The sequence below is a fragment of the Mesorhizobium sp. W067 genome, assembly GCF_054719525.1.
Map to the genome: position 1 here is coordinate 2509084 of NZ_JBTTII010000001.1, position 16516 is coordinate 2525599.

Below are 16516 nucleotides of genomic sequence, written 5' to 3' on the forward strand. Positions count from 1 at the left end.
CGCTTCAGCCATCAACGTGGCTCCTTGCCGAAGACGCGGATGTATTCGGCGACGCCGCCCTTGGCGAGCGCCTTGGCCTGCTTGCCCCAGTCGTCGCGCTCGATGCGGCCCTGGAAAGCGAGATATCCATCCACCCAGTCGCGCTCGGCCTTATTCCAGGATGCGACCTGTGTGAAGGTGAAGATGCCAAGCGAATGAAGGATGCCCTCGATCTTCGGGCCAATGCCCGAGATCAGCTTGAGATCGTCGACCGCAGCCGGCCTGTCGATTCCGGCCGGACGGTTCTTGTCCTCGAGCGACGGCTTTGCGGGTCTGGCTGTCGGCGCCTTGACGGTCGGGGCCACCGGGGCGTTGGCCGCTGGCGCCTTGAATTCCGGAGCGATGAAGGCAGCTGCCGGCGTGGAGGTGGTCTTCGGGCCATTACGCTGCTTGGCGACCTTCTCGACTTCAGGCGCCGCGGTGTTGGCGTTGGCGGCCGAATGCAGGGGCGCCGGGACGCTCGCCGCTTTTTCCGCCGCCGGTGCAACCTTGGCCCTGGAGGGCGACTTCAACGCCGAGCTGGTTTCCGGCGCATCGGTCTTCGGCTTGCCGGCGTTGGATGGCGCGACCGGGGCGGCCGCTGCAGGAGCGGCAGGCGCCGGAACAGGCGCTGCAATGATCGCGTCGGGCGCCGCGTGGGCAGCCTTGCTCGCCGCCCTGGCTTCCTTGTCGCGCGTCGCTTTGAGGATCGCCTTTTCGCTCTTCAGCGTCGTCAGGCCAGGCGCCGGCTCCGAGCCGGTTCTGCCGTTTTGCGGTCCCGTGGGAACCGAGGCCCCCTTGCCTGCATCATAAAGATCGATGATTTCGGCCAGCCGCTCAGGCGTCAGATCCTCGAACGTGTCCTTGAAAACCATCACCATCGGCGCGTTGACGCAGGCGCCGAGGCATTCGACCTCCTCCCACGACAGCGTGCCCTTGTCGTTGGTGTGGAACTGGTCGTGATGGATTTTCGAGCGGCACACATCCATCAGCGCTTCCGAGCCGCGCAGCATGCAGGGCGTGGTGCCGCAGACCTGGATATGCGCGCGCGTGCCGACCGGATTGAGCTGGTACTGCGTGTAGAAGGTCGCGACTTCGAGCCCGCGAATGCGCGGCATGCCGAGCATGTCCGAAATCGTCTCGATCGCCGCCTTGGTGACCCAGCCTTCCTGCTCCTGCGCAATCATCAGCAAGGGAATGATCGCCGACTGCTCCCGGCCCTTCGGATATTTCTTGATCCATTGCTTCGCAACCGCCGCATTCGCCCGGTTGAAGGCGAAGGTGGCTGGCTGGACGCTTGCATCTGCGAGACGGCGGACTGACATTTAGCGATCGGGCCCCTGCTCTGCTACGAGAGCTATTGCGGTTTCACATTCTTTCTGATGAGAAAACGGAATGCGTTCGGCAGATCGAGCAACACTCGCAAATCGCTCTGCGGGCAACATGTATTGCCACAGCCCCAGAACAGTTTGCCTTACTTGAGGCGAGATCCATGCCATGACCGCATCAGCGTCGATGTCATCGTCGAACAAGTGCTCGTAAAAAGCGACACCAGCCGCATTCCAAATCTGTTTGTTCGGGTGAACGGCAGCCCATTGGGCGAACCCATGCATTCTACCCAGCTTGTCCATGTCATTGTCGCGGTGGGCAAGGCGCGTCTTGGGTAGCAGGGTAAAAAAGAAGTCATAGATGGAACAGTGCTGAGTCGAGTTGTAAGAAGCCTCGGCGAACTCGACCGGCAGCATGGCTTTTGCCAATTCGCGCCACCGCGGTAGGGCAGCGTCCGCATTCCCTCGAACACCGACCTGAGAGCGCACTGTAGGATTGGCTGCCGCCATCACCGATCAACCTCCCCGAAGACGATATCGAGGGAACCCAACACGGCGGTGACGTCGGCCAGCATATGGCCGCGGCAGAGGAAATCCATGGCTTGCAGATGCGCGAAGCCGGGCGCGCGCAGCTTGCAGCGGTAGGGTTTGTTGGTGCCGTCGGAGACGAGATAGACCCCGAACTCGCCCTTCGGCGCCTCGACGGCGGCATAGACCTCGCCGGCCGGCACGCGATAGCCCTCGGTGTAGAGCTTGAAGTGATGGATCAGCGCTTCCATCGAGCGCTTCATCGCCTGGCGCTTGGGCGGCACCACCTTGCCGTCGAGGTTCGACACGGGCCCGGTGCTTTCCTTGCCGAGCAGAAGGTCGACGCACTGGCGCATGATCTTGGCCGACTGGCGCATTTCTTCCATGCGCACGAGATAACGGTCGTAGCAGTCGCCGTTCTTGCCGATCGGGATGTCGAAATCCATCTCGGAATAGCATTCATAAGGCTGCGACTTGCGCAAATCCCAGGCCGCACCCGAGCCGCGCACCATGACGCCGGAAAAGCCCCAGGCCCAGGCGTCGGCAAGCGACACGATACCGATATCGACATTGCGTTGCTTGAAGATGCGGTTGCCGGTAAGCAGCCTGTCGAGGTCGTCAAGCGACTTCAGGAACGGGTCGATCCACTTGCCGATGTCCTCGACCAGCTTCGCCGGCAGATCCTGGTGCACGCCGCCGGGACGGAAATAGGCCGCATGCATGCGCGAACCGGAAGCGCGCTCATAAAACACCATCAGCTTTTCGCGTTCGACGAAACCCCACAGCGGCGGCGTCAGCGCGCCGATATCCAGCGCCTGCGTCGTCACATTGAGGATGTGCGACATGATGCGGCTGAGCTCGGAATAGAGCACGCGGATCAACTGGCCGCGCTTCGGCACTTCGATGCCGAGCAACCGCTCGGTGGCGAGCGCGAAGGCATGCTCCTGGTTCATCGGAGCGCAATAATCGAGCCGGTCGAGATAGGGCACCGCCTGCAGATAGGTCTTGTGCTCGATCAGCTTTTCGGTGCCGCGATGGAGTAGGCCGATATGCGGATCGACGCGATCCACGACCTCGCCGTCCAGCTCCAGCACAAGACGCAAAACACCGTGCGCCGCAGGGTGCTGCGGTCCGAAGTTGATGTTAAAGTTGCGGACGGAGGTTTCAGCCATTCTGGCGCCTCTGGCGAAGAGTCAGTAGTGAGTAGTGAGTAGTGATCATCAATCTCAATGCCTGCTTCATTCCGCCTGCTTGGCCTGCACCGTTCGGATAAGAGATCTCATCATTTTTCCAATCTCTTCGCATCGCAGCAGCAGCTCAATCTCATTGTCTTTTCGCAGCAGGCCAACCCGACATGCCAGCAGTATGTGTGTCTCCAGTTCCTTCAACGAGCCTTGCGCCATGCGCAAAAATTGAACGAACGACCCTCTGTTCTCCCGACCGTATCCCTCCGCGACGTTCGCTGCGACCGAAACCGCCGATCGGCGCATCTGAGAGGTCATGCCGTAAATCTCATCCCTCGGAAACTCTTTGGTGAAACGGTAGCAATCCTCAGCAAGCGTCATCGCCGATTGCCACACCTTCAAGTCGCGATAAGATTCGATCCGTTGCTCCAAATCTTTTGCTACTGACTACTCACTACTTCCTACTCACTGTTTCGCCTTCTCATCGCCCGGCAGGACGTAATCCGTCCCTTCCCATGGCGAAAGAAAATCGAAATTGCGGAATTCCTGCTTCAGTTCCACAGGCTCGTAGATGACGCGCTTGGCTTCGTCGTCGTAGCGAACCTCGACGAAACCGGTCAGCGGGAAATCCTTGCGCAGGGGATGGCCCTCGAAGCCGTAATCCGTGAGGATGCGGCGCAGGTCCGGATGGCCGGAGAACAGCACGCCATAAAGGTCATAGGCCTCGCGCTCATACCAGTCGGCGCCGGGATAGACAGCGGTGAGCGACGGCACCAGCGTCTCTTCGTCGGCCTGGACCTTGATGCGGATGCGCAAATTCTGCTTCGGCGAAAGCAGATGATAGACGACGTCGAAACGCTTGACGCGCGACGGGTAGTCGGCGCCGCAGATATCGATGATCGAAATGAACTGGCAGCCCGAATCGTCACGCAGGAAGCTTGTCACCTCGATCAGATTGTCTGTAGCAACCGAGATCGTCAGTTCGCCATAGGCCAGCACCGCATCGGACACGCGGCCCGGCAGCTTTTCGCCGAGATAGGTCGACAGTTCGCTCAGAGATGCGGCCATGGTCTTACCGTTCGATCGTGCCGGTGCGGCGGATCTTCTTCTGCAGGAGAAGAATGCCGTAGAGCAGAGCTTCGGCGCTTGGCGGGCAACCGGGCACATAGATGTCGACCGGCACGATGCGGTCGCAGCCGCGCACCACCGAATAGGAATAGTGGTAATAGCCGCCGCCATTGGCGCAGGAACCCATCGAGATGACGTAGCGCGGCTCCGGCATCTGGTCGTAGACCTTGCGCAAAGCCGGGGCCATCTTGTTGGTCAGCGTTCCCGCCACGATCATGATGTCGGACTGGCGCGGCGACGCGCGAGGAGCCACGCCAAACCTTTCAGAATCATAGCGCGGCATCGAGGTGTGGATCATCTCGACGGCACAGCAGGCGAGACCGAAGGTCATGAACATCAGCGAGCCGCTGCGTGCCCAGGTGATCAGCGCCTCGGTCGAGGTGACCAGAAAACCCTTGTCGGCCAGTTCATTGTTGATCTCGAGGAAGAACGGATCGTCGGAACCGACCGGACGTCCGGTATTGGGGTCGATCAGACCTTTGGGCTTCGGCGCGACGAGCGTTCCGGAACTGTCGTTCAATCCCATTCCAGCGCTCCTTTTTTCCATTCATAGGCAAAGCCGATGGTCAGCACCGCCAAAAACACCATCATCGACCAGAAACCGAGCATGCCGATCTTCGAGAACGACACCGCCCACGGAAACAGGAAGGCCACTTCCAGATCGAAGATGATGAACAGGATCGACACGAGGTAGAAGCGGATGTCGAATTTCATCCGGGCATCGTCGAACGAGTTGAACCCGCACTCGTAGGCGGAAAGCTTCTCCGGATCGGGATTGCGATAAGCCACCAGGAACGGCGCGATGATAAGCGCCAGGCCTACAACCGCGGCCACGGCGATGAAGAGGACGATGGGCAGGTATGAACTGAGGAGTACGTTCATGCTCGGCTTTCCGTTGGCGGCCAATCCACTTTGATTACAGCAACCAACCCTAATGCGGAAGCGCGACAGTTTAACCGCTGAACCGTTTTAGGTGCCTTTGCTGCAACGCGGCGAGGGTTAGCGCACGGCTTTCAGCGAAGCAAGTCAAACCTTGTTCAAAAGACAGTGCTGGACGGCAGGCCGGGAAAAACTGGTCCGATCTCCTCCTGTTTGATTTCCTTCACCTTTCACTCCACTTTTGTCTCCTGACACATCTCCCGCCATTTGCCTGCTAGCATGACCGGAATCGCCGGCTAAATTCGGGAAAATGGTTCGAGGCAAGACACTTTGACGAAGGACAAAATCTCACTCCCCACGGCCAGGCGCATCGGGCTCGCCGCGCAAGGATTTCTCGATCCCCGCCCGGTCGGCACGCCCGATCGCCGCCACCTCGCCCGCGTGCTGTCGCGCACCGGCCTGCTGCAGATCGATTCCGTCAGCGCCGTGGTGCGCGCCCACTATATGCCGCTCTATTCGCGCCTTGGCCCCTACCCGCTCACCCTGCTCGACAATGCCGCAATCACCCGCAAGCGCACCGTGTTCGAGTACTGGGCGCATGAGGCCTCGTTCCTGCCGGTCGAGACCTACCCGTTGATGCGCTGGCGCATGCAGCGCGCCGAGCAGGGCGACGAAATGTATCTGGGGCTGGCCAAATGGGGCCGCGAACACGCCGCCTATATTGAAGACATCTACCGCGCGGTCGCCGAGCGCGGCCCGATTGCCGCTTCGGCACTGGAGGGCCAGAAAGGTTCGGGCGGCTGGTGGGGCTGGAGCCACGCCAAGCACGCCTTCGAATGGCTCTTCTGGGCCGGACGCATCACCACGGCGCACCGCCGTGGCTTCGAGCGCTTCTACGACCTGCCCGAGCGCGTGCTGCCGCAGGCGATCCTCGACCTGCCGGTGCCGGCGGCCGAGGACGCGCACCGCGAATTGCTGCGCATTTCCGCCCGCGCCCACGGCATCGCGACGTCGGGTGACCTGCGCGATTATTTCCGCTTGTCGCCAGCCGACATGAAGGGCCGGTTGGAGGAACTGGTCGAGATGGGCGAGTTGCTGCCGGTAAACGTCGAAGGCTGGGACAAGCCGGCTTACCTCTATAAGGACGCCCGTCTGCCGCGAAAGATCGACGCCCGCGCGCTACTGGCGCCCTTCGATCCGGTGGTCTTCGAGCGCTCGCGCACCGAGCGCCTGTTCGATTTCCACTACCGCATCGAGATCTACACCCCGGCCGACAAGCGGCAATATGGCTACTACGTGCTGCCCTTCCTGCTCGGCGACCGGATCGTCGCCCGCGTCGATCTGAAGGCCGACCGGCCTGCGAGTGTCTTACGCGTCCACGCCGCCTATGCCGAAGCAGGCGCACCGCCTGAGACCACCGCACAGCTTTTCGAGGAACTAAAGCAGATGCAGGGCTGGCTTGGCCTTGAGCGCATCGAAGTGACGCCGGCCGGCAATCTGGGGAAACCCCTGGCCGACATCGCCATGTCGTAGCAGCGCGTTGACACAACTCCCCGCAACGGCCTAAATCCGCTCCAGACGGTCCCCTGCCCGCAACGGCAAGGGCCAAGAGGGAATGCGGTGCGGGACAAAATCCCAAATCCGCGGCTGTCCCCGCAACTGTAAGCGAAGAGCCAAGGCCGAATGCCACTGGGTAACACCGGGAAGGCGGCTAACCAAGGCGATGACCCGCGAGCCAGGAGACCTGCCGTCTGAGACAAAGTATCCGATCGCCTGGCGGGTTTCCGGGCAAGGAGCACGGTTTTTGGACCAGAACAGCAGTTTTTCGGCTGGCACAGCGGATGTTTCGTCTGCCGATAGCGACGCGTTGGCCGGCGTGACCGTCATCGTCTGCGCCTCATGCCGCGATGAAACCGGCTCAGACGCTCACCCCCGCGCCGGCGAACTGCTGGCCGACGACACGCGCCTCGCCGCTGCCGGCGATATCCGGGTCCGCACCGCCGAATGCCTCGGCAATTGCAAGCGCCGGCTGAGCGCTGCCATCCTGCGTGACGGCTGCTGGAGCTATGTCTTCGGCGATCTGACCGCAACCAGCGGCGCCGACCTCGTCACCGGCGCAAAGCTCTTCGCGACCTCGACCGACGGCCTCATCCCGTGGCGCGGCCGGCCCGATAGCCTCAAGCGCGGCCTCGTTGCCCGCATCCCACCCCTCGATATGCTGAAGGACTGACGATGAACGCTTCAAACCCGGCCGCCAACCTCTCCCGTGTTCCCTGCACTGTCGTTACAGGCTTCCTCGGCGCCGGCAAGACGACGCTGGTCCGCCATCTCCTGGAAAATGCCGGCGGCAAGCGCATCGCCATCATCGTCAACGAGTTCGGCGACATCGGCATCGACGGGGAAATCCTGAAAGGCTGCGGCATCGACACCTGCCCCGAGGAAAACATCGTCGAACTGGCCAATGGCTGCATCTGCTGTACAGTCGCCGACGATTTCGTGCCCGCCCTCGACAAGATCCTCGCGCTGACACCGAAGGTTGACCACATCCTGATCGAGACCTCGGGCCTGGCTCTGCCCAAGCCGCTGGTCCAGGCGTTCCAGTGGCCGAGCGTGAAGAGCCGGGTAACCGTCGACGGTGTCATCGCCGTGGTAGACGGCCCGGCGCTGGCCGAAGGCCGCGTCGCCAACGACATGGACGCTTTGCAGGCACAGCGCGCTCAGGACGAGACGCTCGACCATGACGATCCTGTCGAAGAAGTGTTCGAGGACCAGATCGCCTGCGCCGATTTGATCATCCTGTCGAAGAGCGATCTGATGGACGCCCCCGGTTCGGCCCGCGCCAACGCCATCATCAATGAACATTCCGCCCGCGCGGTAAAAATCGTGCCGACTGCGCATGGCAAGGTCGACCCGTCGGTGCTGCTTGGCCTCGGTCTCGCCGTCGAAGACGACATCGAGAACCGCAAGTCGCATCACGACGGCGCTTTCGATCATGAGCATGACGATTTCGACACCTTCATCGTCGACATCCCCTCGATCGCCAATCCCGACGACCTGGCCAAGCGCGTCGCCACCGCCGCCGAACAGGAAAACGTGTTGCGTGTAAAAGGCTTCGTCGACGTCGGCGGCAAGCCGATGCGGCTTTTGCTGCAGGCCGTCGGCCCACGCGTCAACCATTACTATGACCGCGCCTGGACGGCCGAGGACGATCGCCGCTCGCGTCTCGTCGTCATTGGCCTGAAGGGGCTGAACCGTCCGGCGATCGAGCGTATACTCGCCGGTTGATCTCAGGCACGAGCCGCGATGCACATACTCACCACGACCTCCGCCTCGCTCGACGATCTCGCCGAGCCGGTTGATCTCCGGCAGACGCCGGCGGATATCGTGGCGCTGTCCTTCACCGACAGCGACCTCGCCGGCCTCGCGGCGGCCTGGAAGGCCGATGCCGCCCGCCTGCCGTCGATGCGGCTGGCGGCGCTGCGCGACCTGCGCCATCCCATGTCCGTGGACCTCTGGTTCGACAGCGTCGCCCGCCACGCCAAGGTGATTTTGGTGCGCATCCTCGGCGGCTACGACTGGTGGCGCTATGGCTGCGACCAGCTTGCCGCGACTGCCCGTGCGAACGGCATCAAGCTGGCGCTGCTGCCTGGTGAAAGCCACGACGAGGATCTCAGGCTGATCGAAGCCTCGACGCTGCCGCGCGAGGAGTTGGACGGCCTGCTTGGTTATTTCCGCGAGGGTGGCCCGGAGAATATGACGGCGCTGGTGCAGCGGCTAGCGGGGTTGGCTGGGTCCGATGTGGCGGCGGCTGAGCCGGTCAGCGTGCCGAAAGCTGGCTATTACGAGCCAGGCTGCGGCGTCGTAGGCAAGTTGGATTTGGCCGATGTCGGCGTTCCTTCACACCCCCCTCTGTCCTGCCGGACATCTCCCCCGCAAGGGGGGAGATCAGCCGGCGCGGACCTCGGCACTTTTTCTGCCCAGCCGATAATAGATTCCTCTGCAACATCCCCGATCGGCGAAAGCGTCGATGACAGCGCAATCTCCCCCCTTGCGGGGGAGATGTCCGGCAGGACAGAGGGGGGTGGGCGGGAACTCGGCGCAGACAACATCAACCCTCCCATCATCCCCATCCTCTTCTACCGCTCGATGCTGCTGGCCGCCGATGTCGCGCCAATCGATGCCCTCTTTGATGCACTCCGCCAGCGCGGCATGAGACCGATCCCGATCTTCGTCTCCAGCCTCAAAGACCCGACCTCCCTGGCCTTCGTCGAAACTGCTCTGGCCGCGCTCAACCCCGCCGCCATCATCACCGCGACCGCCTTCGCTTCCGGCGCCGAACCGGGCGTCGAAACCTTGTTCGACCGCGCCGGCGTGCCTGTCTTCCAGGTCATCGTCGCCACCACCCGCCGCGACGTCTGGGACAACAACCAGCGCGGCCTGGCGCCCGCCGACCTCGCCATGCATGTCGTGCTGCCCGAACTCGACGGCCGCATCCTCGCCAGCGCGATTTCCTTCAAGGGCGAGAGCGAGACCGACCCGGCGCTCGGCCACCGCGCCTTCGCCAACCGCCCGGAACCGGATCGCGTGGCGCAAGTGGCGGACAGGCTAGCGGCGTTCACACGGTTGCAGCAGACGCCCCGCGCGACGCGTAAGTTGGCGATCCTCATTCCGGACTATCCGAGCGCGCCCGGCCGCACTGGCTATGCAGTGGGCCTGGATGTGCCGTCCAGCGTGCTGGCCATGCTGCATGACCTGAAGGAGCAGGGCTATCGCGTTGACGGGATTCCAGAAACGCCGCGTGCGCTGCTGGACGCGTTGGAGCGGAGCGATGGTGGGCTGGGGCTGGAAGAGTATCTGGACTTCTCGAAGGATTTGCCGGCTGAGGCACTGGCTGCAGTCGAGGCGGCATGGGGTGCTCCTTCACGCTCCCCCTTGTGGGGAGGGTCGGTTCGCGACATTCGCGAAGCGGATGGCGCGAAACGGGGTGGGGGTAGCGGTGCACCACCCCCACCCGGCCCTGCGGGCCACCCTCCCCACAAGGGGGAGGGCAAGAGCGGCTTCCCTTTCCGCGCCGCCACCTTCGGCAACATCACTGTCGCTCTCGCCCCCGACCGTGGCCGCTCGGCCGACCGCCGCGCCGACTACCACGACCCGACGCTGCCGCCGCGCCACGATCTGCTGGCCTTCGGCCTGTGGCTGCGCAAATCGCTCCGCATCCATGCTCTCATCCATGTCGGCGCCCATGGCACGCTGGAATGGCTGCCCGGCAAGACGGTAGCGCTCTCACAAAACTGCTTCCCCGAGATCGTCACCGGCTCGTTGCCCGTCATTTACCCCTTCATCGTCTCCAATCCCGGCGAAGCGGCGCAGGCGAAGCGGCGTATCGCCGCCGTCACGCTTGGCCATCTGCCGCCGCGGCTGACCGGTGCCGGCCTCGACGAAGGGCAGCACAAGCTCGAACGCCTCGTCGACGAATATGCCCAGGCCGACGGCCTCGACCGCCGCCGCCGCGATCGTCTGGCCAAGCTGATCGTCGACACGGCGCAAAAGACCGGCTTCGCCTCCGAAGCCGGCGTCGCCGGAACCGATGCGCCCGACGAGGCGCTGCGCCGCATCGACGCCTGGCTCTGCGACCTCAAGGATTTCGCCATCAAGGACGGCCTGCATATTTATGGCCGCGCGCCAGACGACGAACCCGACGCCATGCGCCGGCAAAGCGCCGAAGCCGAGAAGGCCGCGCTGCTGGCGGCGCTCGACGGCCGTCACATCAAGGCGGGTCCGGCGGGCGCACCGGCGCGTGGCCGCTCCGACGTGCTGCCCACCGGCCGCAACCTGTTCACCTCCGACCCGCGCACCATGCCGACGCCGACCGCCTACGATCTGGGAAAGGCGGCGGCAGAAGAAGTCGTGCGCGGCTATATGCAGTCGCATGGCGACTGGCCGCGCTCGCTGGTCATCGACCTCTGGGGCTCGGCCTCGCTGCGCACCGGCGGCGAGGAGATCGCGCAAGGCCTGGCGCTGATGGGCTGCCGGCCGCAATGGGATTCGGCCACCGGCCGCATCACCGGCATCGAAGTGCTGCCGCCGGCCACGCTCGGTCGCCCGCGCGTCGATGTCACCTGGCGGATTTCGGGTCTGTTCCGCGACATGTTCCCGACCCAGATCGCGCTGATCGACGCCGCCGCCAACGCCGTTGCCGCGCGCGACGAGGACGATTCGGAAAACCCGCTCGCCGCCAGAACCCGTGCCGATGGCAAGATCGGCCCGCGCATCTTCGGCACCTCGCCCGGCACCTACGGCGCCGGCGTCGAGGACCTGCTGTCCAGCGGCGACTGGGTCGGGCGCGAAGAAATCGGCCGCGCCTATCTCGATGCGACATCACATGCTTATGGCGGCGCAGAGGGCGAAGGCATCGCCTCCCCCGGCGCTTTCGAGACCCGCGTCGCCGAGGCCGATCTGCTCGTCCACACCGGCGACGATCCCGGCCGCGACATTCTCGAGGGCTCCGCCGACGTCGCCTTCATCGGCGGCTTTTCGGCTGCACTTGCGACGCTCGGCCGAAATGCCGACGTCATCGTGCTCGACACCACCGACCCGCACAAGCCGAAGCCGCGCTCGGTCGGCGAGGCTGTGTCGCGGGTTGTGCGGGCGCGAGCCGTCAATGCGCGTTTCATCGCCGGCCAGATGCGGCACGGCCCGCGCGGCGCCTCCGAATTCGCCGAAACGGTCGACCGCCTCATCGGCTTCGCTGAAACCACGCACGCCATTTCAGGCGCGCTGATCGAGGCCGTGCATGATGCCTATGTCGGTGATCCCGATGTCCGCGCCTTCATCCTGCGCGAAAACCCGGCCGCAGCCAAAGTCATCGCCGAACGCTTCCTGTCGGCGCGCCGGCGTGGTCTCTGGCATCCCTTGCGCAACGCGATCGACGACGATCTCGCGGCGTTGATCGCCGAGGCCGAGGCGCTCGGGGTCGCGGCATGAACGCCTTCTCGCGCCGCGGCGCCTGTCCGGCTCTCTCGGCGCCGATGCAGACCGGCGATGGCCTGCTGGTGCGGCTCAACCCGGTTGCTGGAGGGCTTTCCCCCAAGTCGCTGATCGGACTCTGCGAATCCGCCTTGAAGCGCGGCAACGGCATCATGGAAGTGACCGCACGAGGCAGCCTGCAGATACGCGGCCTGACGGCGGAAAGTGCGGTGCTGTTGGCGGCGGAGGTCGATGCACTGGGGATTGCAGTGCGTACCGGCGTGCCGGTCGAGACCGGGCCGCTGGCTGGCATCGATCCGCGGGAGATTGCCGATCCGCGATCTTTGGCTGAGCGGGTCAGGGCTGCGGTCGAGGAAGCTGGGCTGACGCCAAGGCTCGGGCCGAAGGTTTCGGTGGTTGTCGATGGCGGCGGGCAGTTGACGATGGATGGGGTGACGGCCGATGTCAGGCTGAAGGCGGTGCGATTCAGCGCTAGCGTTCTGTGGGCTTTGTCTGTTGCCGGCGATGGCCAAAGCGCGAGGCCGCTTGCGACGGCCGATGAGGATGCAGCGCGCGATATTGCGGTTGCTGTGCTGAGGATGGTTGCCGAGAAGGGGCGTGACGCACATTCTCGGGATTTGTCGGAGAGGCAATTGGCCTCTCTCGCAAGCTGGCATTCCTTCGCACCCCCCTCTGTCCTGCCGGACATCTCCCCCTCAAGGGGGGAGATCAGCAGGGTCGCCGGCGGCTCTCCACTTTCGACGCTGAAAATTGGCGAAATCGCCCACGAAGACGCAATCTCCCCCCAAGCGGGGGAGATGTCCGGCAGGACAGAGGGGGGTGTGCAGGATCGCCGGCCTATCGGTCTTTTCCCCTTATCCAACGACACCACCGCTCTCGGCATAGCCCTCCCCTATGGCAGCATGCCGGCCGAAAAACTCATCGCCCTCGCCCAAAGCGCCCTGTCCCTCGGCGTCGCCGAAATCCGCCTCGCCCCCGGCCGCGCCTTGCTTTTCCTCGGCCAACCATCGTCCGCAAACCACCTCCTGCAAGCCACCGCCACCGCGCTCGGCTTCGTCACCACCGCCGCCGACCCGCGCACCCGCATCGCCGCCTGCCCCGGCACCCCTGCGTGTGCCTCCGGCCGCATCGCCACGCGCGACATCGCCGAGACAATCGCCGCCGAAAACGCTGATATCCTCGACTTCACACTGCACATTTCCGGCTGCGCCAAGGGCTGCGCTCACCCCGGCTCTGCCGCGCTAACAATCGTCGGCGGCGAAAACGGAGCCGGACTTGTCGTGAACGCGACGGCAAAGGCCCTTCCTGCGGGCTACAGGCCGGGCTATGACGCCGCACGCGGCGTCAGTCGCGTCGCGGCGATGGTCCGCAGCGCACGATTTCAGGGCGAAACCGCCGCCGCTTGCCTGACAAGGCTCGGGCCGGCGGCAATCGCCGAAAGCTACCGACAGGAATAAGCATGGCCGCCTACGATTACATCCATGACGGCAACGCCATCTATGAGCGCTCTTTTGCCATCATCCGCGCCGAGGCCGATTTGTCCCTCTTTTCCGAGGCCGAGGCCGACGTCGCCATCCGCATGATCCATGCCTGCGGCCAGGTCGAAGCATCAAGTCATTTTGTCTTCTCCAGCGATTTCGTCGCCGCCGCCCGCAGCGCCTTGGCGGCCGGCGCGCCGATCTTCTGCGATGCCGAAATGGTCTCGCATGGCGTCACCCGCGCCAGGCTGCCGGCCGGCAACGAGGTGATCTGCACCTTGCGCGACCCGCGCACGCACGACATCGCCAAGGAGATCGGCAACACCCGCTCGGCGGCGGCAATCGATCTGTGGGGCGAGCGTATGGCCGGTTCGGTGGTCGCCATAGGCAATGCGCCGACGGCACTGTTCTATCTCCTGGAAAAGTTGCGCGACGGCGCGCCGAAGCCGGCAGCCATCATCGGCATGCCGGTCGGCTTCGTCGGTGCCGCCGAATCCAAGGATGCGCTGGCCGAGAATTCCTATGGCGTACCCTACGCCATCGTGCGCGGCAGGCTTGGCGGCAGCGCCATGACCGCAGCCGCGCTCAATTCGCTGGCGAGGCCCGGCCTGTGAACGCAGCCGTCAAAGAAGATCTGGCAAAAGGCCGTCTTGTCGGCGTCGGCACGGGGCCTGGCGACCCCGAGCTGCTGACGCTGAAGGCCGCGCGCGTTCTGGCCGAGGCCGATGTCGTCGCCTACTTCGCCAAGCGCGGCAACAACAGCAACGCGCGCGCCATCGTCGAGGCGCGTTTCCGGCCGGATATGCTGGAACTGCCGCTTCTCTATCCCGTCACCACCGAGATCGACAAGGATCACGACGACTACCGTTCGCAGATCACCGATTTCTACGAGGAGTCGGCCGAGAAGGTCGCCGAACACCTCGAAGCCGGCCGCATGGTCGCCGTGCTCTCCGAAGGCGACCCGCTGTTCTACGGCTCCTACATGCACCTGCATGTGCGCCTCGCGCATCGCTTCCGAACCGAAGTCATCCCCGGCGTCACCGCCATGTCGGGCTGCTGGTCGCAGACCGGCGTGCCGATCGTCCAGGGCGACGATGTGCTGACGGTTTTGCCCGGCACGATGAGCGAATTCGAACTGACACGCCGTCTCGCCGACACCGATGCCGCCGTCATCATGAAGGTCGGCCGCAACCTGCCCAAGATCAGGCGGGCGCTGGAGGCCACCGGCAAGCTCGCCCGCGCCGTCTATGTCGAGCGCGGCACCATGGCCGGCAGCATCACGATGAAGCTTGCCGACAAGCCGGACGACAAGGCGCCCTATTTCGCCATCGTGCTGGTTGCCGGCTGGTCCGGCCGGCCTGGCGTCATGGGAGCCAAGCCATGAGCGGCCGCCTCACCGTCATCGGCCTTGGGCCCGGCAATGCCGATCAAGTGACGCCGCAAGCCAGCCGCGCCGTCGCCGAGGCAAAGTTCTTCTATGGCTACAAGCCTTATCTCGACCGGCTGGAGCTGCGCCCGGACCAGGCCCGCGTCGCCTCGGATAATCGCGAGGAACTCGCCCGCTCCAAGGACGCGCTGGTCAAGGCCGCCGAGGGCCATGACGTCGCCGTCGTTTCCGGCGGCGATCCCGGCGTCTTTGCCATGGCCGCCGCGGTCTGTGAGGCGATCGAGGCCGGTCCGGCCGAATGGCGCACCGTCGATGTCACTGTCGTGCCCGGCGTCACTGCCATGCTGGCGGTTGCCGCCCGCATCGGCGCGCCGCTCGGCCATGATTTCTGCGCCATCTCGCTATCCGACAATCTCAAACCGTGGGAGCTGATCGAACTGCGCCTGCTCGCTGCCGCCGGCGCCGGCTTCGTCATCGCGCTCTACAATCCGATCAGCAAGGCGCGCCCTTGGCAGCTTGGCCGTGCCTTCGAATGCCTGCGCGCCATCCTGCCCGGCACCACGCCGGTCATCTTCGGCCGCGCCGCCGGCCGCCCGGACGAGCGTATCGAGGTTTTTCTGTTGGCCGATGTCGAGGCGGAAAGGGCCGACATGGCGACCTGCATCATCATCGGCTCGCCGGAGACAAGGATCATCAAGCGCGGTGACAAACCGGCGCTGGTCTACACACCGCGTTCCGCGACGGGGTCGAGACCATGATCGATCATCGCGGCCAATGCTTCGACAGTTTCGGCCGACGGCACCTCCGGCAGGATGGGCCTGCGCACCATCACCACCTCGATACCGAGCGCCCGCGCCGCCGCGATCTTGCCGTAGGTGGCCTCGCCGCCGCTGTTCTTGGATACGACGACATCGATGCGGTGCTCCTCGAGCAGCGCGCGTTCATCCGCCTCGCGAAACGGCCCACGCGCCAGCAGGTAGGTCGCATCAGGCACCGCCAGTTTCGGCTCGACCGGATCGACGCTGCGGACAAGGTAATGATGCTGCGGCGCCGCCTCGAAAGCCGCGACCTCCTGCCGGCCGAGCGCCAGGAAGGCACGGCGCGGCGGCGATCCAAGCGCGTGCACCGCATCGCCTGTCGTATCGACCTGCGTCCAGCGGTCGCCATCTATTGGCTCCCAGCCAGGGCGGCGCAAAGCAAGGATCGGCACAACCGAAGTGCGCGCGGCTTGCGCCGCATTGGCGGAAATTCGCGCGGCATAGGGATGCGTCGCGTCGATCAGCAGATCGGTTCGCGTCTCCTTCAGATAGGCCGCCAGCCCGTCGGCGCCGCCAAAGCCGCCGCTGCGCACCGGCACGCCTTGCGCGACCGGGCTTTCGGTACGGCCGGCCAGCGACAGGGTGACGAGGAAATCTTCCACCAGTTTTCCGGCCAATTGGCGCGCTTCTGTCGTGCCGCCAAGGATCAGAATCTTCTTCATGAGCACCATGTTGAACAGCGTCTGCGCTGCCCCTCACCCCTACCCTCTCCCCCTGAAGAACGGGGAGAGGGAGGCGTCAGCGCCGGAGCGTCTCCCTTCTCCCCGTCACTACACGGGGA

General features: G+C 64.5%; 16 protein-coding genes and 1 riboswitch. Of the genes, 8 read left to right on the forward strand and 8 right to left on the reverse strand.

All coding sequences use genetic code 11. The annotated features are described in order from the left end of the window. Nucleotides 1-11: 11 nt before the first annotated feature. The 7 genes from ACYG97_RS12385 to ACYG97_RS12415 form a co-directional block, all read right to left on the reverse strand. A complete protein-coding gene (locus ACYG97_RS12385; RefSeq protein ID WP_023733805.1) occupies nucleotides 12-1343 on the reverse strand; it encodes an NADH-quinone oxidoreductase subunit E in 1332 nt (443 codons plus the stop codon). Then, on the reverse strand, nucleotides 1344-1856 hold the full coding sequence (locus ACYG97_RS12390; protein ID WP_156937191.1) for a DUF7674 family protein: 513 nt from the start codon (nucleotides 1854-1856) through the stop codon (nucleotides 1344-1346). After that, nucleotides 1856-3046, reverse strand: a complete 1191-nt coding sequence (locus ACYG97_RS12395; RefSeq protein ID WP_023685196.1) for an NADH-quinone oxidoreductase subunit D — start codon at nucleotides 3044-3046, stop codon at nucleotides 1856-1858. The genes ACYG97_RS12390 and ACYG97_RS12395 overlap by 1 nt, the downstream gene beginning before the upstream one ends. A gap of 66 nt (nucleotides 3047-3112) precedes the next feature. Continuing rightward, nucleotides 3113-3490: a four helix bundle protein gene (locus tag ACYG97_RS12400; protein WP_031193090.1), complete on the reverse strand. Its 378-nt coding sequence runs from the start codon at nucleotides 3488-3490 to the stop codon at nucleotides 3113-3115. Nucleotides 3491-3523: 33 nt separating this feature from the next. Next, nucleotides 3524-4126, reverse strand: a complete 603-nt coding sequence (locus ACYG97_RS12405; protein ID WP_023733807.1) for an NADH-quinone oxidoreductase subunit C — start codon at nucleotides 4124-4126, stop codon at nucleotides 3524-3526. A 4-nt stretch (nucleotides 4127-4130) separates the two neighbouring features. After that, nucleotides 4131-4712, reverse strand: coding sequence for a NuoB/complex I 20 kDa subunit family protein (locus ACYG97_RS12410; RefSeq protein ID WP_023670824.1), 582 nt, complete (start codon nucleotides 4710-4712; stop codon nucleotides 4131-4133). Continuing rightward, nucleotides 4703-5068: an NADH-quinone oxidoreductase subunit A gene (locus tag ACYG97_RS12415; protein WP_023670825.1), complete on the reverse strand. Its 366-nt coding sequence runs from the start codon at nucleotides 5066-5068 to the stop codon at nucleotides 4703-4705. The genes ACYG97_RS12410 and ACYG97_RS12415 overlap by 10 nt, the downstream gene beginning before the upstream one ends. A gap of 327 nt (nucleotides 5069-5395) precedes the next feature. On the opposite strand from ACYG97_RS12415, the gene ACYG97_RS12420 reads away from it, so the two are divergent. The 8 genes from ACYG97_RS12420 to ACYG97_RS12455 all read left to right on the forward strand — a co-directional run bounded on the left by ACYG97_RS12420 (nucleotide 5396) and on the right by ACYG97_RS12455 (nucleotide 15675). Continuing rightward, a complete protein-coding gene (locus tag ACYG97_RS12420) occupies nucleotides 5396-6598 on the forward strand; it encodes a winged helix-turn-helix domain-containing protein (RefSeq protein WP_023733808.1) in 1203 nt (400 codons plus the stop codon). A gap of 29 nt (nucleotides 6599-6627) precedes the next feature. After that, a riboswitch (cobalamin riboswitch) is annotated at nucleotides 6628-6831 on the forward strand. 38 nt (nucleotides 6832-6869) lie between these two features. Further along, nucleotides 6870-7295, forward strand: coding sequence for a DUF1636 family protein (locus ACYG97_RS12425; RefSeq protein WP_023733809.1), 426 nt, complete (start codon nucleotides 6870-6872; stop codon nucleotides 7293-7295). A 2-nt stretch (nucleotides 7296-7297) separates the two neighbouring features. Beyond that, nucleotides 7298-8350 carry a cobalamin biosynthesis protein CobW gene (gene cobW / locus ACYG97_RS12430; protein ID WP_023733810.1) on the forward strand — a complete coding sequence of 351 codons (1053 nt, stop codon included), beginning with the start codon at nucleotides 7298-7300 and terminating at the stop codon, nucleotides 8348-8350. A gap of 18 nt (nucleotides 8351-8368) precedes the next feature. Beyond that, complete coding sequence (gene cobN / locus ACYG97_RS12435) at nucleotides 8369-12049, forward strand: cobaltochelatase subunit CobN (protein WP_023733811.1); 3681 nt, start codon at nucleotides 8369-8371, stop codon at nucleotides 12047-12049. Then, entirely contained in the window at nucleotides 12046-13509 is a 1464-nt protein-coding gene (gene cobG / locus ACYG97_RS12440) for a precorrin-3B synthase (RefSeq protein WP_023733812.1), read from the forward strand. Before cobN ends, cobG begins: the two co-directional genes overlap by 4 nt. Nucleotides 13510-13511: 2 nt before the next feature. Then, nucleotides 13512-14144 carry a precorrin-8X methylmutase gene (locus tag ACYG97_RS12445; RefSeq protein WP_352498758.1) on the forward strand — a complete coding sequence of 211 codons (633 nt, stop codon included), beginning with the start codon at nucleotides 13512-13514 and terminating at the stop codon, nucleotides 14142-14144. Beyond that, nucleotides 14141-14914 carry a precorrin-2 C(20)-methyltransferase gene (locus ACYG97_RS12450; protein WP_031262210.1) on the forward strand — a complete coding sequence of 258 codons (774 nt, stop codon included), beginning with the start codon at nucleotides 14141-14143 and terminating at the stop codon, nucleotides 14912-14914. Before ACYG97_RS12445 ends, ACYG97_RS12450 begins: the two co-directional genes overlap by 4 nt. Further along, complete coding sequence (locus ACYG97_RS12455; RefSeq protein WP_023733814.1) at nucleotides 14911-15675, forward strand: precorrin-3B C(17)-methyltransferase; 765 nt, start codon at nucleotides 14911-14913, stop codon at nucleotides 15673-15675. The genes ACYG97_RS12450 and ACYG97_RS12455 overlap by 4 nt, the downstream gene beginning before the upstream one ends. Here ACYG97_RS12455 and ACYG97_RS12460 read toward each other — a convergent pair. Further along, nucleotides 15639-16397, reverse strand: a complete 759-nt coding sequence (locus ACYG97_RS12460; RefSeq protein ID WP_032905140.1) for a cobalt-precorrin-6A reductase — start codon at nucleotides 16395-16397, stop codon at nucleotides 15639-15641. The two genes, ACYG97_RS12455 and ACYG97_RS12460, sit on opposite strands and share 37 nt — an antisense overlap. Between the last annotated feature and the right edge of the window lie 119 nt (nucleotides 16398-16516).